We start from the raw sequence: 17,950 nt of genomic DNA on the forward strand, positions 1-17,950 counted from the left end.
ACGCCATGAAAGATTATCCCGTCAACATGACCGTCACGCCCGAGGTTCAGGCCTTTTTCGACGAGGCGACGAACACGATCAGCTACATCGTGAAGGACCCCAATTCGTCTTCCTGCGCCATCGTCGACAGCGTCATGGACATCGATTACGCCGCAGGGCGCATCACCTATGACCACGCCGACGAGCTGATCCGCCAGGTCGAGACGCAGGGCCTCAAGCTGGAATGGATCATCGAGACCCATGTCCATGCCGATCACCTGTCGGCTGCGCCCTACATCCAGCAAAAACTGGGCGGCAAGATCGGCATCGGCTCCAAGATCATGGTGGTGCAGGACACGTTCGGGAAAATCTTCAACGAAGGCACCGAATTCCAGCGCGATGGCAGCCAGTTCGATGCGCTCTTCGAGGATGGCGACACCTACATGATCGGCACGATGCAGGCTTTCGCCATGTACACGCCCGGTCATACGCCCGCCTGCATGGTGCATGTGATGGGCGATGCGGCTTTCGTGGGTGACACGCTGTTCATGCCCGATGGCGGTTCGGCGCGGGCCGATTTCCCCGGTGGCGATGCGGGCACGCTCTACGACAGCATCCAGAAGGTGCTGACCCTGCCCGACGAGACGCGGCTGTTCATGTGCCACGACTATGGTCCCAATGGCCGTGACATCCAGTGGGAAACCACCGTGGGCGAGGAACGGGCGCACAACATCCATGTCGGCGCCGGCAAGACGAAAGAGGAATTCGTCAAGTTCCGCACCGAACGCGATGCGCAGCTCGCCATGCCCAGGCTGATCATCCCCTCCCTGCAGGTCAACATGCGCGCAGGCGCCATTCCGACCGACAAGGATGGCCGCCCGATGCTCAAGGTGCCGGTGAACGGTCTCTGACATCAAGACGATCCGCGGGGGGGCAGCCCCCCGCAGCCATTCCCCTCGTGGGGAGCGAGGGATTTTCATCAGGAGGAGGCGCCGCAATGGACGCCAGAACGATCAATGCCGGCCTGTCGGTCAGCCCGCAAATCACGGCGGATGACGTGCAGACCGCAAAGGACCACGGCTTTCGCGCCATCATCTGCAATCGCCCCGATGGCGAAGGCATGGACCAGCCCAATTTCGAGGAAATCGAAACGGCGGCCAAGGCGCTGGGCCTCGAGACGCGCTACCTGCCGATCACGGCGGGCAAGGTGCAGGACGCGGATGCCACGGCCTTCGGCAAGCTTCTGACCGAATTGCCCGGCCCCGTGCTGGCCTATTGCCGCACCGGCACGCGTTCCGCGACGCTCTGGTCGCTGGCCGTGGCCAAGGACAAGCCGGTCTCCGACATTCTCGCCGCGACCAAGGCTGCGGGCTATGACATGGCGGGCGTCGTGCGGCGCATCGTCAATGGCGGCAAGACGCCCACCGACCGAGCGGATGCGCAATTCGACGTGGTGATCGTGGGCGGCGGGGCGGCGGGCCTGTCGGTTGCGGCCTCGATCCGGTCGCGCAAACCGGACCTCGATATCGCGGTGATCGATCCGGCCGATATCCACTATTACCAGCCCGGCTGGACCATGGTGGGTGGCGGGATCTTCGGCGCGGCCAAGACCGCCAAGACCATGGGCAGCGTGATGCCCGCAGGCGTCCACTGGATCAAATCCGCCGTCGCGGCCTTCGAGCCTGCCGACAATGCCGTGATCCTCGACGGGTGCCGCGTGGTGAAATACCGCCGCTTGATCGTCTGTCCCGGCCTGAAACTCGACTGGAACCGGGTCGAGGGTCTGGTGGACACGCTGGGCCAGAATGGCGTCACCTCGAACTACCGTTACGATCTTGCCCCCTATACCTGGAACCTCGTGAAGGGCATGAAACAGGGGCGCGCGATCTTTACCCAGCCGCCCATGCCCATCAAATGCGCAGGTGCCCCGCAAAAGGCGCTCTATCTCTCGGGCGATCACTGGCACCGCGAGGGCGTGCTCGACCAGATCGACATCCAGTTCATGAATGCAGGCGGCGTGCTTTTCGGGGTCAAGGATTACGTCCCGGCGCTGCAAAGCTACATGAACCGCTACAAGGCCGAGCTGAATTTCTTCCACAACCTGACCGCCATCGACGGTCCGGCGAAAAAGGCTTGGTTCGAGGTCAAGACCCCCGAGGCCGAGGCGCGCACCGTCGAGGTGGAGTTCGACATGATCCATGTCGTCCCGCCGCAGATCGCGCCCGATTTCATCCGCGTCTCGCCGCTTGCCGATGCTGCTGGATGGGTCGACGTGGATCAGGCGACGCTGCGCCACAAGACTTTTGAGAACATCTGGTCCTTGGGCGACGTGATGAACGCCCCCAATGCCAAGACCGCTGCCGCGGCCCGCATGCAGGCCCCGATCGTGGCCGAGAACCTCTGCGACGATATCGAGGGGCGCTCGCCCACGGCCATCTACAACGGCTACGGCTCCTGTCCGCTGACCGTGGAAAAGGGCAAGATCGTGCTGGCCGAATTCGGCTATGGCGGCACGCTGCTGCCGAGCTTCCCGAAATGGGTGATCGACGGCACGCGCCCCTCGCGCGCGGCATGGTTGCTCAAGGAACAGATCCTGCCGCCCTTCTACTGGAAGGCGATGCTGCGTGGAAAGGAATGGATGGTGAAACCCGAAAAGGTCACCGCCCGCTAAGATGCCCCAAGGCGACCCGGACCCTCGGGTCGCCTGAACCGATGAAAGACCGACCGGCATGAAGACCGACCTGATCGCCCTTGCAACGCGCTACATTCCCGTCCTCGACTGGGGGCGCAGCTACAGCCGCGATGCGCTGCACAATGACCTGATGGCGGCGGTCATCGTCACCATCATGCTGATCCCGCAATCGCTGGCCTATGCGATGCTGGCGGGCCTGCCGCCCGAGGCGGGGCTTTACGCCTCGATCCTGCCGATCATCCTTTATGCGATCTTCGGCACAAGCCGCGCGCTGGCGGTGGGGCCGGTGGCCGTCGTGTCGCTGATGACGGCAGCGGCGGTGGGGCAGGTGGCCGAACAGGGCACGGCGGGCTATGCGATCGCGGCCCTGACGCTCGCCGCGATGTCGGGGGCGATCCTGCTCGGCATGGGCCTGTTGAAGCTGGGCTTTCTGGCCAATTTCCTGAGCCATCCGGTGATCGCGGGCTTCATCACCGCATCGGGCATCCTGATCGCGGCAAGCCAGCTCAAGCATATCCTGGGCATCTCGGCCTCGGGCCATACCCTGCCCGAGGTGCTCTGGACGCTCGTCGAGCATCTGGGCGACGCCGATCCCGTCACCATGGTGATCGGCGTGGGGGCGACGGCCTTCCTGTTCTGGGTGCGCAAGGGGCTCAAGCCCTTTCTGATCGCGCGCGGCCTGAAACCCAAGCTTGCGGATGTGGCCCAAAAGGCCGGGCCTGTCGCCGCCGTTGTCGTGACCACGCTCATCGTCTGGGGCTTTGGTCTTGCCGACAGGGGCGTGCGCATCGTGGGCGACGTGCCGCAATCCCTGCCACCGCTGACGCTGCCCTCCTTCGATGTCGACCTGCTGAGGGCGCTTTTCGTGCCCGCGCTCCTGATCTCGGTCATCGGGTTCGTGGAATCGATCTCGGTGGCCCAGACGCTGGCCGCCAAGAAACGCCAGCGGATCGACCCCAACCAGGAATTGATCGGGCTGGGGGCGGCCAATCTCGGGGCAGGGTTCACGGGCGGCTATCCGGTCACGGGCGGCTTCGCGCGCTCGGTCGTGAATTACGACGCCGGGGCCGAAACGCCCGCCGCCGGGGCCTACACCGCCGTGGGTCTTGCCATTGCGGCCATGGCGCTGACGCCGCTCATCTATTTCCTGCCCACCGCGACGCTTGCGGCCACGATCATCGTCGCGGTGATGTCGCTTGTCGATTTCTCGATCCTGAAAACCGCCTGGCGCTATTCCAAGGCCGATTTCGCCGCCGTTGCCGCGACGATCCTTCTGACCCTGGGCTTCGGCGTGGAAACCGGCGTTTCGGCGGGGGTGATCCTGTCGATCCTCCTGCATCTCTACAAGACCTCGAAACCCCATGTCGCCGAGGTGGGCCTGGTGCCCGGCACCCAGCATTTCCGCAACATCCACCGCCACAAGGTCGAAACCGACCCCGCCGTCCTGACGATCCGCATCGACGAGAGCCTCTATTTCCCCAATGCCCGCTTTCTCGAGGATTACGTGCTGGGCCGCGTGGTCGAAGGCGGGCCGATCCGCCATGTCGTCTTGATGTGTTCGGCGGTCAACGTGATCGATTTCTCGGCGCTCGAGGCGCTCGAGGCGCTCAATCGCCGGCTCAAGGACATGGGCGTCACGCTCCACCTGTCCGAGGTGAAGGGGCCTGTGACGGACCGGCTGGAAAAGACCCATTTCCTGCAGGATCTGACGGGCCGCGTGTTCCTGTCGCAATATGATGCCTGGGTGGCGCTCACCGCCGCCCCGCCGCCCGCGAAAGCGGCCGGGTAGGGGGCCGAAAAACCCGGGTTTTTCGGGTGGGAAACCTCGAGGTTTCCCGCCTCACTCCACCACGCTCAGCGCCGGTTGCGCATGCTGCGCCATCGACCGGCCAGCCTGGTCGAAAAACAGCACCGTCTCGGGCTCCGCGAACAGCCGCAGGCTGTCGCCCTCGCGCACCCGGCTTGCGTGACCGTCGCGCTGGATCAGCCGATCCTCGCCCATCCGCAGATGCACCAGCGTCTCGGCCCCCAGCGCTTCGACCAGCACCACTTCGGCCTCGGGGCCCTCGCGTCCGATCCGCAGCGTTTCGGGCCGGACACCCGCCGCCACGGCCCCCGCAGGCGCGCCGCCCGCCAGCGCCGCGATGGCCTGACCGGCTGGCGTGCCCAGTTCGAAGACATTCATCGGCGGCGCCCCGATGAATTCCGCGACAAAGCGGCTCGCGGGCCGTTCATAAAGGTCCATCGGCGTGCCGATCTGTTCGATCTTGCCCTCGGACATGATCACGATCCGGTCGGCAAGGCTCATCGCCTCCACCTGGTCATGGGTCACGAAGACGAATGTCGCGCCCAGACGGCGGTGCAGGTCCTTCAATTCCGCGCGCAGCTGGGTGCGCAGCTTGGCGTCGAGGTTCGACAAGGGCTCGTCGAACAGGAACACCGCCGGTTCGCGCACGATGGCCCGCCCCATGGCGACGCGCTGGCGCTGACCGCCCGACAATTGCCGCGGCTTGCGGTCGAGAAATTTCTCGATCTGCAGCGTGGCCGCGGCCTGCGCGATGCGCCGGTCGATCTCGGGGCGCGGCGTGCCCTTGTTCTTCAGCCCGTATTCCATGTTCTTGCGCACGGACATGTGGGGGTAGAGCGCGTAATTCTGGAACACCATGGCGATGTCGCGTTCGGCGGGTTCGAGCTTGTTCACGACCCGACCCGCGATCTCGACCTCGCCCTCCGTGATCGTCTCGAGCCCTGCGATCATCCGCAGGATCGTCGATTTCCCGCAGCCCGAGGGGCCGACCAGCACGATGAATTCCCCATCCGCGATATCGACCGAGGCCCCGCGCACCGCGCTGACGCCGCCCGCATAGGTTTTGCCCACGTTTCTCAGTTTCAGCTCGGCCATGGTTATTTCTCGCTGTCCACAAGGCCCTTCACGAAAAGCCTCTGCATGAAGATGACGACGGCGACGGGTGGCAGCATGGCCAGCACGGTCACCGACATGATGGAATTCCACAAGGGTTCGCTGTCGACCACATCGGCCATCCGCTTGATGCCCGCGACGATGGTCTGGTAGCTGTCATCGGTCGTGACAAGGATGGGCCAGAGATACTGGTTCCAGCCATAGATGAAGAGGATCACGAACAAGGCCGCGATATTGGTCTGGGACATCGGCAAGAGGATGTCCTTGAAGAATTTCATCGGCCCCGCCCCGTCGATCCGGGCGGCTTCCATCATCTCGTCGGGGATGGTCAGAAACACCTGCCGGAACAGGAAGGTGGCCGTGGCCGATGCCATCAGCGGCACGGTCAGGCCGGTGTAGGAATTCAGCATGTTGAGGTTCGAGATCACCTCGAAGGTCGGCACGATCCGCACCTCAACGGGCAGCATCAGCGTGATGAAGATCATCCAGAAGGCCAGCACCCGGAACGGAAAGCGGAAATAGACGATGGCGAATGCCGACAGGATCGAGATGACGATTTTGCCGAACGCGATGGCCAGCGCCATGATCATCGAATTGGTCAGCATCACCCCGATGGGCACCGACATCTGCGCGGCGATACCGCCCTCGAAGACGCCCGAATAGGTCTCGACCGCGTTCGCCCCCGGCAAGAGCGGGATGGTCCCCGAGGTGAAGGCCGTCGGCTCATGCGTCGAGGCGATGACTGCCACATAGACCGGAAAGGCCACGATCACGACGCCCAGGATCAGGACGGCATGGGCCAGGTAGTCAAGCCAGCGTTGATTTTCGACCATGTCCTTGCCCCCCTCAGTAGGTCACGCGCCGTTCCACGAAGCGGAACTGGATCACGGTCAAAACGATCACAAGGCCCATCAAGATCACCGATTGCGCCGCCGACGAGCCGAAGTTCAGGCCGACGAACCCGTCGCGGAACACCTTGTAGACAAGGATATTGGTGGCCTGTGCAGGCCCCCCTTCGGTCGTGGCGTCGATCACGGCGAAGGTCTCGAACAGCGTGTAGACGATGTTGACGACCAACAGGAAAAAGGTCGTCGGCGACAAGAGCGGCAAGGTGATGGTCCAGAACCGCTTGAACGGCCCCGCGCCGTCGATCGCGGCGGCCTCGCGCAAGCTATTGGGGATGGATTGCAGCCCTGCCACGAAGAACAGGAAATTGTAGCTGATCTGCTTCCACGCGGCGGCCACGACCACAAGGATCATCGCATCCGACGGCGTCAGCAGATGGTTCCAGTCATAGCCGAACCAGTTTTCCAGGATATAGGGCATGATCCCGATCGTGGGGTTGAAGATGAACCACCACAGAATGCCCGCCACCGCAGGGGCCACCGCATAGGGCCAGACCAGAAGCGTCGTATAGGCCCGCCCCGACCGGATCATCCGGTCCACGGCCAAGGCCAGCACCAGCGACACACCCAGCGCGAGGATCACGGTCGAGATCGAAAAGATCACCGTCACCTTGATCGCGTTCAGATATTCGGGGCTGTCCAAGAGCCGCTCGTAATTGCGCAGGCCCACGAAGGTGAAATTCAGCCCGAACGCATCCTCGCGCAGAAAGGATTGGCGCACGGCTTGTGCGGCAGGCCACAGAAAGAAGATGCCGGTGATGATCAGCTGCGGTGCCAGCAACAGATAGGGCAGGCCCTTGTTGCCGAAAATCGTGCGTTTGGTCTGCATCTCGCCCCCAAGGTGCAAAGACCCGCGCCAAAAGGTTTGCGGCGCGGGCCGGTCGTCAGGTCAGCGGCTTCAGCCGTTGGCATCCTCGAAGTCGCGGATCAGCGCGTTGCCACGCTCGACCACGGCATCCAGCGCGCCCTGTGCATCGACGGCACCCGACAGCAGGCGCTCGAATTCCTCGTCGATGACGGTGCGGATCTGGACATAGTTGCCGAAGCGCAGACCGCGCGAATTGTCGGTCGGCGGGTTCAGCGTCATTTGCCGGATCGAGGTGTCCGCGCCGGGGTTGGCCTCGTAATAGCCCTGCGCCTGGCTCAGCTCATAGGCCGCCTGCGTGATCGGCAGGTAGCCCGTGTCCTGGTGCCACTGCGCCTGAACCTCGGGCGAGGAGAGGAAGTTGAAGAACTCGGCCACGCCGCGCTGCTCTTCTTCCGAACCGCCCGCCAGAACCCACAGCGTCGCGCCGCCGATGATCGAGTTCTGCGGCGCGCCCGGAACGTCGTCGTAATAGGGCAGCATGCCGAAGCCGACTTCGAAATCGGTGGCATTGGCCATCACGCCTGCGCGGCCTGCCGAAGATTCCATCATGATCCCGCAGGTCTGCGAGTAGAAGGACGGGCCGGCATCATTGCCGCCGCCGGGACCCGCATAGCGATACAGGCCCTCGTCTTCCCAGCGTGCAAGGTTCTCCCAATGGCGCACCTGCACCGGACCGTTGAAGGTCAACTCGGTTTCCAGACCGCCAAAGCCGTTTTGCAGCGTGCCGATCTGCTGGTTGTGCCAGGCCGAGAAGTTTTCCAGCTGCGCCCAGCTGACCCAGCGCGAGGTGAAGCCGCAAGGGGCCGCGCCCGACGACACGATCTGGCGCGAGAATGCCTCGACCTCGGCCCAGGTGGTGGGCGGGGTGTTGGGGTCAAGACCCGCCGCCTCGAAGACGTTGCGGTTGTAGTAGAGGATCGGCGTCGACGAATTGAACGGCATCGACAGCATGTTGCCCTCGGGGTCGGTGTAATAGCCGACAACGGCGGGCAGGAAGGCCGAGGGGTCGAAATCGACGCCCGCATTGGCCATCAGCTGGTAGACGGGAACGATCGCGCCTTCGGCCGCCATCATCGTGCCGGTGCCGACCTCGAAGACCTGGACGATATCGGGCTGCTCGCCCGCACGGAAGGCCGCGATGGCCCCGGTCATCGTTTCCGCGTAGGAGCCGCGATAGGACGGGACGACGACGAATTCGCTCTGGGTCGCGTTGAAGGCGGTCGCAAGCGCCTCGGTCTTTTCGCCCAGTTCGCCACCCATGGCATGCCACCAGTCGATCTGGGTCTGCGCGCCCGCATGGGTGCTCAGTGCGATGACGCTGACGGCGCTGGCCGCAGCGAAATGACGGAATTTCATATGTTTCTCCTCCGGCCGGTCACCCGGCGCATGTGTCGGTCAGGAAACGAAAGGGGCCTTCGTGGCATCCCCTCCGCGCGGCGCTTAACGCTCTTTTGTGACAGGTGTGTTACACCCCGAGCCGGATTGAGACATGACGTCGGGTCGAAAATCAACCAAAAGGTCAAAGCCCGCGCACAAGTTTTTTCACTTGCAAGGATCGGCCCGTTTCAGGCCGCCAGATCGATCCAGACCGGCACGTGGTCAGAGGGCTTTTCCCGCCCCCGCACGTCCTTCTCGATGCCCGCATCGCGCATCAGATCGGCGGCTTGCGGACTGAGCAGCAGGTGGTCGATGCGGATGCCGTTGTTCCGCTCCCAGGCGCCTGCCTGGTAATCCCAGAAGGAATAGAGCCCCGGTGCCTGCGTCCGCGCCCGGATCGCCTCGGTAAAGCCAAGGTTGACGATCCGCCGGAACGCCGCCCGGCTTTGCGGCAGCGCCAGCGCATCCGCGCGCCAGGCTTCGGGCTTGGCCGCATCCTCGTCTTGCGGGATCACGTTGTAATCGCCCGCCAGAACCAGCGGCATCTCCTGGGCCAGCAGGCTTTTGGCATGGGCCTCCATCCGGGCCATCCATGCGAGCTTGTAGTCGTATTTCGGCCCCGGCGCGGGGTTCCCGTTGGGCAGGTACAGCCCGCAGACCCGCACGGCATGGGTATCCCCGATCACGCTCGCCTCGATCCAGCGCGCCTGTTCGTCCTCCGCATCGCCGGGCAGACCCCGGCTCACATCCTCCAGCGGCAGTTTCGACAGGATCGCGACCCCGTTGAAGCCCTTCTGGCCATGGGTTTCCACCCGGTAGCCCATGTCCTCGAAATGCTCGCGGGGAAAGCCTTCGTCGACCGACTTGATCTCTTGCAACAGCGCCACATCGGGCTGGAAGGCGGCCAGCCAATCGCTCAACGCCTCGATCCGCGCCTTGATGCCGTTGATGTTGAATGTCGCGATCTTCATGGCCCTGTCCCCCGTTTGCCCCGGTTTTCACACGGGGCAGGGCAGGGGGGCAAGGTCACATCGCCCCCCTCCCTCACATCGAGAAGGAGGTGCCGCACCCGCAAGACGATGTCGCGTTGGGGTTCTGGATCGTGAACCGCGCCCCGATCAATTCTTCCGTGAAATCGATCACCGCATCGGCGAGGAACGGCAGGGAGACGCTGTCCACCACCACTTTCTGGCCCAGCCCCTCCAGCACCAGGTCATCGCTCGTGGGATCGTCGAGCTTGATCTCGTATTGAAACCCCGAACAGCCGCCCCCCTCGACCGCCACGCGCAGCGCGCGCGCCTCGCCTGCGGCCTCGTTGATCTCGGCCAGCCGGGCAAAGGCCCGCTCGGTCACCTTGGGCGGCACGGTCAGGGTGAGGGACATGGACATGGGCGGCATTCCTTCGGGGCGCTGTCGCAATTCTTCTCCCCAGCATATATGAACCCCGCAACAACGGACAAGAACCGGAACCGATGCGATGCGCGCGCCCTTTGCCTGCGACCCCACCCAGACCCGTGGCCGCCGCGTGCCCGAGGAAGAAAGCACCTTCCGCTCGCCGTTCCAGCGCGACCGCGACCGGATCATCCACGCCTCCGCCTTTCGCCGCCTCAAGCACAAGACGCAGGTCTTCGTCGAACACGAGGGCGATTATTTCCGCACCCGCCTGACCCATTCCATCGAAGTGGCGCAGGTGGCCCGCACCATCGCCCGCGCGCTGGGCCTGGACGAGGACCTGACCGAGGCCGTGGCGCTGGCCCATGACCTTGGCCATCCCCCCTTCGGCCATACGGGCGAGGATGCGCTTCAGGCGCTCATGGCCCCCCATGGCGGCTTCGACCATAACGCGCAGGCGATCCGCATCGTCACCCATCTCGAACGCCATTACGCCGAATTCGACGGGTTGAACCTCAGCTGGGAAACCCTCGAAGGCATCGCCAAGCATAATGGTCCAGTGACGCCACCCATCCACTGGGCGCTGGCCGCCTGCTGCGAAACCGTCGATCTGGAGCTTTCGACCCATGCCAGCGCCGAGGCGCAGGTCGCGGCCATCGCCGATGACATCGCCTACAACCACCACGACCTGCACGACGGTCTGCGCGCGGAACTCTTCTCGACCGACGAACTGGCCGCACTCCCCATCCTCGATGCCTGCTTCGCCGAGGTCGACCGCCTCTATCCCGGCCTCAACTATTACCGCCGCCGCCACGAGGCGCTGCGCCGCTTTTTCGGCGTGCTGGTCGAGGATGTGATCGCCTATGCAAGGACCGAGCTTGCCGCGCTTGCGCCTCGCGATGCAGCCGATATCCGCGCGGCGGGCCGCCCCATCATCCGTTTCTCGAAACCCGTCTTCGACGATCTCAAGGTGATCCGCGACTTCCTCTTCCACCGCATGTACCGCGCCCCCGCCGTGGTCGAGATGCGGCGCGAGGTGACGGCGGTGGTCCATGACCTCTTCCCCCATTTCATCGCCCATCCCGATGAATTGCCCAAGCAATGGCGCAAGGATGTGGAGGAGGTGTCGGGCGACGAAACCGCCCTTGCCCGGATCGTGTGCGATTACATCTCCGGCATGACCGATCGTTTCGCGCTCCAGACCCATGCCCGGGTGTTCGGGGCGGCATCCCGGGAAAACCGCTTGCCTGTCTGAAACCGGACTGTCGGAGTTGAATATTTCGTTGGGTTGGTCTATCTTTCAGCCATGCAATACAGCGCCCCCCAGCAGCGCGAAGGTGACCGGATGCGTGAACATGCAAGACGGCTCTCGGACCGATCCAGCAAGCTGGAGCAGCGGCTCAACAAATACGCCTTCCTGCTACCTGTGGGGGTCTTGATCGTTCTTGCCATCGGTTTCGTCGGCTGACGGACTGGAAGCCTCGTCCCCGGTCGACGGGGTCGTCGTCCCCTTGCCTTGATCTTTGGTCCGCGCATCTGCCGGTGCGGCTGGCACCGGGGGTCTTTCCGGATCATGGCCCGGATCGTCTTGCGTCGGATTTCCCCGCAGCAACCCGTCTTGCAGCAGGAAAAAGGCTGCGGCGGCGAAAAGCCCGAGGTGCAGGTTGCCGACAATGGCCTGAAAAGCCGCAACCAACCGCAAGATCGGGCCTTGGGGCGAGATGTCGCCATAGCCAAGCGTCGCAAAGGTAACCATCGAGAAATAAAGCGTCGTGAGGGCCGAAGCCGCGTCTTCACCCGGGCCTTGCACGCCCTGCAGCAGATAGACATAGGCATAGGCCGTGATCGTCAAAACCGATGACACGACCAGCCGAAGCAGCAATTCGCCGATCTGGAGCGATGCATTCTGTGCCACCGCCGGCAAGACCACGACCAGAAGGATCAGGTAGCCAAGCGAAATGCCGATCAAGATCGCCCCGACCCAGTCGGATGGGTCGCTCAGCCACGGCAGCCACATCAGCGATTGGTTCGCCAGGGCCGCGCCGATCAGCACGCAGGCAAAAGCACCCGCCACGGTCCAGTTCCTGAACCAGCCCGACATCGAAGACATCCCTCGATACTCGTCACACCACCGCATGGGCCGACATCGCGGCTGTTGACCTCGCCCATGCCATTGCTAAACGGCTAACATAGACTGGGAAGGTTTTGCCATGACGCTGTTCGCCGATATCCATGCCGCCGTTCTGACCGCGCTTGATGCGCTCGAGGCCGAGGGGGCTTTGCCCGCGGGTCTCGACCGCGCGAATGTGGCGGTGGAACCGCCCCGCGATGCGGCGCATGGCGACATGGCGACCAATGCCGCGATGGTCCTGTCCAAGCCCGCGGGCATGAAGCCCCGCGACATCGCCGAGGCGCTGGCAGGCAAACTCGCCCTCGACCCCCGCATCGCCAGCGCCGAAGTGGCGGGCCCGGGCTTTCTCAACCTGCGGCTCACCCCCGATGCCTGGCGCGGTGTCGTGGCCGCCATCCTGACCCAGGGCGCGGCCTATGGCCGGTCCGCGATGGGGCAGAGGCGGCGGGTCAATGTCGAATATGTCTCGGCCAACCCGACCGGGCCCTTGCACGTGGGCCATACGCGCGGCGCGGTCTTTGGCGATGCGCTGGCCAGCCTTCTGGATTACACCGGCCATGACGTCACCCGCGAATATTACATCAACGACGGCGGCGCGCAGGTCGATGTCCTCGCGCGCTCGGTCTATCTCCGCTACCTCGAGGCGCATGGGCAAGAGGTGGCCTTTGCCGACGGCACCTATCCGGGCGACTATCTCATCGAGGTCGGCCGCGCGCTGAAGGACGCCGTGGGCGATGCATATTTGGGGAAAGATGAAGGGGTATGGCTGGCCGAGGTGCGCGATTTCGCCACCGACCGCATGATGGACCTGATCCGCGCGGACCTCAAGGCGCTCGGCGTCGAGATGGACGTGTTCTATTCCGAGAAATCCCTCTACGGTACCGGCCGGATCGAGGCAGCACTCGACGATCTGCGCGCCAAGGGCCTGATCTACGAGGGCGTGCTGGAACCGCCCAAGGGCAAGACCCCCGAAGATTGGGAACCGCGCAGCCAGACCTTGTTCAAATCGACCGATTTCGGCGATGACGTGGACCGCCCGGTGATGAAATCGGACGGGGCCTGGACCTATTTCGCCCCCGACATCGCCTATCACTACGACAAGATCACGCGCGGCTTCGACGAGCTGATCGACATTTTCGGTGCCGATCACGGCGGCTACGTCAAGCGGATGAAGGCGGCGGTGGCAGCCCTCTCGGGCAATCGCGTGCCGCTGGACATCAAGCTGACCCAGCTCGTCAAGCTCAAGCGTGGCGATCAGGAACTCAAGATGTCCAAGCGCGCGGGCACTTTCGTCACGCTGCGCGACGTGGTCGAGATGGTGGGGGCCGATGTCACCCGCTTCGTCATGCTCACCCGCAAGAACGACGCGCCCTTGGATTTCGACGTGGACAAGGTGCGCGAGCAATCCAAGGACAATCCGGTCTTCTACGTGCAATATGCCCATGCGCGTATCCAGTCCGTGCTGCGCCGCGCGGCCGAGGCGGGCGTCGCCCCCGGCGGCCCCGACGACCTGTCCGTGATCGCCGATCCCGCCGAACTTGCCCTGGTGGCAAAGCTCGCCGAATGGCCGCGCCTTGTCGAAAGCGCGGCCCAGACGCACGAGCCCCATCGCGTGGCCTTCTACCTCTATGACCTGTCCTCGGAATTCCACGCGCTGTGGAACAAGGGCAACGCCGAACCCGCGCTGCGCTTCTGGCAAGAGGACGATCCTGCCACAAGCCGGGGCAAACTGGCCCTGATCCGGTCCGTTGCGATTGTCATTTCCAACGGTCTTGGTATTCTTGGGGTCACACCGGCCGACAAGATGTAAGGCGTTCAAGACCTTCCACCGGCCGGATCGAGACAGTCTAAGGCCCCGAGGCGACCCGTGCAGGTCGTCCCGGGCGGCAGGAACAGGCATGGCAGGTCATGGCGGATTACGACTATTCCCAAACGGATGAGGCGCACGCGCCCCATCGCGACGGGACATTTTCCGACGGCACGCCCCGCATCGGAACGCTGGTGAATTGGGCCGGGGCCTTCGTGTCGCTTGGTCTGGTCATCGGCATGGGCATCTGGGCCTATCAGCTCACCATGCGGGATCTGTCCGGCGTGCCCGTCATCCGCGCCCTCGAAGGGCCGATGCGCGTGCCCCCCGCCGATCCCGGCGGCACGCAGGCCGAGCATCAGGGCCTTGCCGTCAACCGCATCGCCGAAGGGGCCGAGGCCGCACCGGTCCCCGACCGCCTGATCCTTGCGCCCCCGCCGGTCGATCTCGATGTCGTGGCGCTTGCCTCCGCCTCCGCGCCCGCCATGCCCGACCAGGCCGCCAGCGCGGCAGAGGCACCCTTGCCCACGCCCGAAGCCGTCAGCGCGGGCACCCAGGCCCTGATCGAACGCCTGATGGAACAGGCCGCGCCTGTGGCCGCGCCCTCTGCCGATCCCGCGCCCGCCCCGCAGGTCATCCCGGCCTCAGTTCCCGGTCCCGCGCGCTCGCTCCGGCCCGCGACCCGGCCCGAGGCGATCCGCGCCCGTGCCACCGTCACCTCCTCCACCTCCCGCGCCGCCACCGGTGCGGTCAATGAAATCGCCCCCGCCGAGCTTTCGACCGGCACCCGGCTTGTCCAGCTCGGGGCCTTCGACAGCCCCGAGATCGCACGCAGCGAATGGGACAGGCTCGCGGCGCGCTTTCCCGATTACTTCGCAGGCCGCGCCCGCGTGATCGAGGAAGCCACCTCCGGCGGTTCCGCCTTCTTCCGGCTGCGCGCCCATGGGTTCGAGGATCTCGCCGCCTCCCGCCGCTTCTGCGCCGTCCTGATGGCCCAGAACGCGCCCTGCATTCCCGTCACGGTCCGGTAGCGCGCCGATGGCCGGGGTTTCCGCCACCATCCTCGGCTGCGAAGGCCCCCGCCTTTCCCCCGACGAGGCGCGCTTTTTCTCCGAGGCGCAGCCTTGGGGCTTCATCCTGTTCGCCCGCAACATCGAGGATCCGACGCAACTTCTGGCGCTCACCTCCGATCTGCGCGCCGCCTTGGGCCGCGATGCGCCCATCCTGATCGACCAGGAAGGGGGGCGGGTCCAGCGGATGCGCCCGCCGCATTGGCGGCAATGGCGTCCCGCGCTCGACCAGATGGCACAGGCAGGCCCCTTGCGCGCCGCCCGCGCGATGCGCCTGCGCGCCCGCCTCATCGCGCATGAATTGCGCAGCGTCGGCATCGATGTGAACTGCATGCCCTTGGCCGATGTGGCGCGCGACACGACCCATCCGATCCTGAAAAACCGCCTCTACGGAACCGAGCCTGACACCGTGATCGGCGCGGGCCGCGCGGTCGCCGAAGGGCTTTTGGCAGGCGGCGTGCTGCCGGTCCTCAAACACCTGCCCGGCTACGGTCTGGGCGAGGTTGACAGCCACCTGACCTTGCCCCGCGTCACCGCGCCCCTCGAGGAACTCCGCCGCGTCGATTTCGCGGCCTTCCGCCCGCTCTGCGACCTGCCCTTGGGCATGACCGCCCATATCGTCTACGAGGCCTTGGGCGACGAACTGCCCGCCACGCTGTCCCCCGACATGATCCGCCTGATCCGCGAGGATCTGGGCTTTCAGGGCGCGCTCATGACCGATGACCTGTCCATGGGGGCGCTGCCCGGTCCCATCGGGGAACGGGCCGCGCGCGCGCGGGCGGCAGGCTGCGACCTGATCCTGCATTGCAACGGCGAACGCCCCGAGATGGAACAGGTCGTGGCGCAATCGGGCACGCTGTCAGGCCTGCCCCTGCAACGCGCTGACGCCGCGCTGGCCCTCCGCCACGCGCCTGCGCCGCTTGACATCGAGGCCGCCGAGGCCGACCTTGCCGATCTTCTGGACGGAGAGGTCTATGGCTGATCGGCCCATCGCCGCCAATGACGAAAGCCCCGAATGGGATGCCGTCGCCTCGCGCCGCGCGGCCGAGGCGCTGATCGTCGATGTCGACGGGTTCGAGGGGCCGCTCGACCTGTTGCTCACGCTCTCGCGCACCCAAAAGGTCGACCTGCGCCGCGTCTCCATCCTGCAACTGACCGAGCAATATCTCGCCTTCATCGAACAGGCGCGCGAATTGCGCATCGAACTGGCCGCCGATTACCTCGTGATGGCCGCCTGGCTCGCCTTTCTCAAATCCCGCCTCCTCCTGCCGCCCGACCCGACCGAAGAGGGACCATCGGGCGAGGAGATGGCCGCCTATCTCGCCTTCCAGCTCGAACGCCTTGCCGCCATGCGCGATTGCGCGGCCAAGCTGATGGCGCGCGACCGCCTGTTCCAGGACCGCTTTCCCCGTGGCGCCGCCGAACAGATGACGACCGCCAAGCGCATCACCTATACGGCGGGTCTTCTCGACCTGATGCAGGCCTATGCCCGCATCCGCACCCGCGACGATTTCCGCCCCTTCGTGCTCGACCGCGACAGCGTCCTGACCATGGAAGAGGCGCTCGACCGCATGCGCGGCCTGATCGGCTACGCGGGCGACTGGACCGACCTGATGAGCTATCTTCCCGATGGCTGGCAGGCCGATCCCAAGCGCCGCCGCTCGGCCACGGCGGCCAATTTCGCCGCCGCCCTCGAACTGGCCAAGGCGGGCCGCGTGCAGATCCGCCAGACCGAAACCTTCGCCCCCATCGAACTCCGCCGCAGGGACGACAGATGAGCGATGCACCCGAGAGCCGGGGCGACAGCCTCTTTCGCGCGCCGCCCTTGGCCGAACAGGAACGCATGGTCGAGGCGATGCTGTTCGCCTCCGCCGACCCCCTGACGCTCGCCGAGATGGAGGCGCGCATGCCCCATGGCTGCGACCCGGCCGAGGCCGTGCAGCTTTTGCGCCGCCGCTACGAGGGGCGGGGCGTGCAGGTGACCCGCGTGGGCGATGCCTGGGCGATCCGCACGGCGGCCGATCTGGGCTTTCTCATGGCGCGCGAAACGGTCGAGACCCGCAAACTCAGCCGCGCCGCGATCGAGACGCTCGCGATCATCGCCTATCACCAGCCCGTCACCCGCGCCGAGATCGAGGAGATCCGCGGCGTGACGGTCTCGCGCGGCACCGTCGACCAGCTGATCGAACTGGAATGGGTGCGCTTCGGCCGCAGGCGCATGACCCCGGGCCGCCCCGTCACCTATGTCGTGACCCAGGCCTTCCTCGATCATTTCGGGCTCGAAAGCGCCCGCGACCTGCCGGGCCTCAAGGAATTGCGCGAGGCGGGGCTTCTCGAAAGCCGTCCCCCCGACGGCGCCGATGCCGAGGCCCCGCGCGACGATTCGACGGGCGACATGTTCGACGACGATGCCGAGGCCCATCTGCCCGAAAACGACGACGATTACTGATCCCGTCCGGAATTTTGCCGCAATCGCGGTGTAATCCCGCCCGCATCCGCCGACAGGCAGCGCCCGCGACAAGACGGGCAGGGCAAAGGGGTGCAAGACATGGACCGAATGATCACGATGATCCTTCGCCGCGCGATCAACCAGATCCTCAACCGTGGCATCGACGCAGGCGTCCGCCGGATGACGCGCGACCGTCCCGATGCGACGCCCGAACAACAGGCGCAGCTGCGGCAGGGCGGCCAGCGCGCGAAACAGGCCTTCCGCCTCCTGCGCCGCTTCGGGCGGTTCTGAACGGCCTTCTTGCCAAAATCCCGAGGCCGAAACGAAAAACGGGCGCCCGTGGCGCCCGTTTCCCGTGGT

General features: G+C 65.2%; 17 protein-coding genes. 10 read left to right on the plus strand and 7 right to left on the minus strand.

Annotated features, from left to right (window positions below):
- Positions 1–5: 5 nt before the first annotated feature.
- The 3 genes from AABA51_RS05535 to AABA51_RS05545 all read left to right on the plus strand — a co-directional run bounded on the left by AABA51_RS05535 (position 6) and on the right by AABA51_RS05545 (position 4,460).
- Complete coding sequence (locus tag AABA51_RS05535) at positions 6–890, plus strand: MBL fold metallo-hydrolase (RefSeq protein WP_338275218.1); 885 nt, start codon at positions 6–8, stop codon at positions 888–890.
- An 86-nt stretch (positions 891–976) separates the two neighbouring features.
- Positions 977–2,650, plus strand: coding sequence for a bifunctional protein tyrosine phosphatase family protein/NAD(P)/FAD-dependent oxidoreductase (locus AABA51_RS05540; protein ID WP_338275220.1), 1,674 nt, complete (start codon positions 977–979; stop codon positions 2,648–2,650).
- A gap of 58 nt (positions 2,651–2,708) precedes the next feature.
- On the plus strand, positions 2,709–4,460 hold the full coding sequence (locus tag AABA51_RS05545; RefSeq protein ID WP_338275222.1) for a SulP family inorganic anion transporter: 1,752 nt from the start codon (positions 2,709–2,711) through the stop codon (positions 4,458–4,460).
- Between the two features lie 51 nt (positions 4,461–4,511).
- Here the strand turns inward: AABA51_RS05545 and ugpC are convergent, their stop codons facing one another.
- The 6 genes from ugpC to AABA51_RS05575 all read right to left on the minus strand — a co-directional run bounded on the left by ugpC (position 4,512) and on the right by AABA51_RS05575 (position 10,112).
- Positions 4,512–5,573: a sn-glycerol-3-phosphate ABC transporter ATP-binding protein UgpC gene (gene ugpC / locus AABA51_RS05550; protein ID WP_338275224.1), complete on the minus strand. Its 1,062-nt coding sequence runs from the start codon at positions 5,571–5,573 to the stop codon at positions 4,512–4,514.
- A 2-nt stretch (positions 5,574–5,575) separates the two neighbouring features.
- Positions 5,576–6,424: a sn-glycerol-3-phosphate ABC transporter permease UgpE gene (gene ugpE, locus AABA51_RS05555; protein WP_338275227.1), complete on the minus strand. Its 849-nt coding sequence runs from the start codon at positions 6,422–6,424 to the stop codon at positions 5,576–5,578.
- A gap of 13 nt (positions 6,425–6,437) precedes the next feature.
- Complete coding sequence (gene ugpA, locus AABA51_RS05560; protein WP_338275229.1) at positions 6,438–7,325, minus strand: sn-glycerol-3-phosphate ABC transporter permease UgpA; 888 nt, start codon at positions 7,323–7,325, stop codon at positions 6,438–6,440.
- Between the two features lie 69 nt (positions 7,326–7,394).
- Positions 7,395–8,720: a sn-glycerol-3-phosphate ABC transporter substrate-binding protein UgpB gene (gene ugpB / locus AABA51_RS05565; RefSeq protein WP_338275232.1), complete on the minus strand. Its 1,326-nt coding sequence runs from the start codon at positions 8,718–8,720 to the stop codon at positions 7,395–7,397.
- A 209-nt stretch (positions 8,721–8,929) separates the two neighbouring features.
- Positions 8,930–9,712 carry an exodeoxyribonuclease III gene (xth, locus tag AABA51_RS05570; protein ID WP_338275234.1) on the minus strand — a complete coding sequence of 261 codons (783 nt, stop codon included), beginning with the start codon at positions 9,710–9,712 and terminating at the stop codon, positions 8,930–8,932.
- Positions 9,713–9,785: 73 nt separating this feature from the next.
- Positions 9,786–10,112, minus strand: coding sequence for an iron-sulfur cluster assembly accessory protein (locus AABA51_RS05575; protein WP_338276449.1), 327 nt, complete (start codon positions 10,110–10,112; stop codon positions 9,786–9,788).
- Between the two features lie 106 nt (positions 10,113–10,218).
- On the opposite strand from AABA51_RS05575, the gene AABA51_RS05580 reads away from it, so the two are divergent.
- Complete coding sequence (locus AABA51_RS05580; RefSeq protein WP_338275237.1) at positions 10,219–11,388, plus strand: deoxyguanosinetriphosphate triphosphohydrolase; 1,170 nt, start codon at positions 10,219–10,221, stop codon at positions 11,386–11,388.
- Positions 11,389–11,553: 165 nt separating this feature from the next.
- Here the strand turns inward: AABA51_RS05580 and AABA51_RS05585 are convergent, their stop codons facing one another.
- The gene (locus AABA51_RS05585) at positions 11,554–12,234 is read right to left on the minus strand and encodes a potassium channel family protein (RefSeq protein ID WP_338275240.1); all 681 of its coding nucleotides are present in this window, start codon (positions 12,232–12,234) and stop codon (positions 11,554–11,556) included.
- A 109-nt stretch (positions 12,235–12,343) separates the two neighbouring features.
- On the opposite strand from AABA51_RS05585, the gene argS reads away from it, so the two are divergent.
- The 6 genes from argS (at position 12,344) to AABA51_RS05615 (ending at position 17,881) form a co-directional block, all read left to right on the plus strand.
- Entirely contained in the window at positions 12,344–14,074 is a 1,731-nt protein-coding gene (gene argS / locus AABA51_RS05590) for an arginine--tRNA ligase (protein ID WP_338275242.1), read from the plus strand.
- Positions 14,075–14,172: 98 nt separating this feature from the next.
- Positions 14,173–15,102, plus strand: a complete 930-nt coding sequence (locus tag AABA51_RS05595) for an SPOR domain-containing protein (RefSeq protein ID WP_338275245.1) — start codon at positions 14,173–14,175, stop codon at positions 15,100–15,102.
- Between the two features lie 7 nt (positions 15,103–15,109).
- Positions 15,110–16,123 (plus strand): glycoside hydrolase family 3 N-terminal domain-containing protein, encoded by a 1,014-nt coding sequence (locus tag AABA51_RS05600; protein ID WP_338275248.1) that lies wholly within the window; start codon positions 15,110–15,112, stop codon positions 16,121–16,123.
- Complete coding sequence (locus tag AABA51_RS05605; RefSeq protein WP_338275250.1) at positions 16,116–16,919, plus strand: segregation and condensation protein A; 804 nt, start codon at positions 16,116–16,118, stop codon at positions 16,917–16,919. Before AABA51_RS05600 ends, AABA51_RS05605 begins: the two co-directional genes overlap by 8 nt.
- On the plus strand, positions 16,916–17,590 hold the full coding sequence (gene scpB, locus AABA51_RS05610; RefSeq protein ID WP_338275253.1) for an SMC-Scp complex subunit ScpB: 675 nt from the start codon (positions 16,916–16,918) through the stop codon (positions 17,588–17,590). Before AABA51_RS05605 ends, scpB begins: the two co-directional genes overlap by 4 nt.
- Positions 17,591–17,689: 99 nt before the next feature.
- On the plus strand, positions 17,690–17,881 hold the full coding sequence (locus tag AABA51_RS05615) for a hypothetical protein (protein WP_338275255.1): 192 nt from the start codon (positions 17,690–17,692) through the stop codon (positions 17,879–17,881).
- The last annotated feature ends 69 nt before the right edge of the window (positions 17,882–17,950 follow it).

This window comes from Roseicyclus marinus, assembly GCF_036322625.1.
In the GTDB taxonomy this organism is placed as follows: Bacteria; Pseudomonadota; Alphaproteobacteria; order Rhodobacterales; family Rhodobacteraceae; genus Roseicyclus; species Roseicyclus marinus_A.

Coding starts and splice junctions, on each gene's coding strand:
- AABA51_RS05535 (WP_338275218.1), top strand. CDS start 6: ATGAAAGATTATCCCGTCAACATGACCGTCACGCCCGAGGTTCAGGCC.
- AABA51_RS05540 (WP_338275220.1), top strand. CDS start 977: ATGGACGCCAGAACGATCAATGCCGGCCTGTCGGTCAGCCCGCAAATC.
- AABA51_RS05545 (WP_338275222.1), top strand. CDS start 2,709: ATGAAGACCGACCTGATCGCCCTTGCAACGCGCTACATTCCCGTCCTC.
- ugpC (WP_338275224.1), bottom strand. CDS start 5,573: ATGGCCGAGCTGAAACTGAGAAACGTGGGCAAAACCTATGCGGGCGGC.
- ugpE (WP_338275227.1), bottom strand. CDS start 6,424: ATGGTCGAAAATCAACGCTGGCTTGACTACCTGGCCCATGCCGTCCTG.
- ugpA (WP_338275229.1), bottom strand. CDS start 7,325: ATGCAGACCAAACGCACGATTTTCGGCAACAAGGGCCTGCCCTATCTG.
- ugpB (WP_338275232.1), bottom strand. CDS start 8,720: ATGAAATTCCGTCATTTCGCTGCGGCCAGCGCCGTCAGCGTCATCGCA.
- xth (WP_338275234.1), bottom strand. CDS start 9,712: ATGAAGATCGCGACATTCAACATCAACGGCATCAAGGCGCGGATCGAG.
- AABA51_RS05580 (WP_338275237.1), top strand. CDS start 10,219: ATGCGCGCGCCCTTTGCCTGCGACCCCACCCAGACCCGTGGCCGCCGC.
- AABA51_RS05585 (WP_338275240.1), bottom strand. CDS start 12,234: ATGTCGGGCTGGTTCAGGAACTGGACCGTGGCGGGTGCTTTTGCCTGC.
- argS (WP_338275242.1), top strand. CDS start 12,344: ATGACGCTGTTCGCCGATATCCATGCCGCCGTTCTGACCGCGCTTGAT.
- AABA51_RS05595 (WP_338275245.1), top strand. CDS start 14,173: ATGGCGGATTACGACTATTCCCAAACGGATGAGGCGCACGCGCCCCAT.
- AABA51_RS05600 (WP_338275248.1), top strand. CDS start 15,110: ATGGCCGGGGTTTCCGCCACCATCCTCGGCTGCGAAGGCCCCCGCCTT.
- AABA51_RS05605 (WP_338275250.1), top strand. CDS start 16,116: ATGGCTGATCGGCCCATCGCCGCCAATGACGAAAGCCCCGAATGGGAT.
- scpB (WP_338275253.1), top strand. CDS start 16,916: ATGAGCGATGCACCCGAGAGCCGGGGCGACAGCCTCTTTCGCGCGCCG.
- AABA51_RS05615 (WP_338275255.1), top strand. CDS start 17,690: ATGGACCGAATGATCACGATGATCCTTCGCCGCGCGATCAACCAGATC.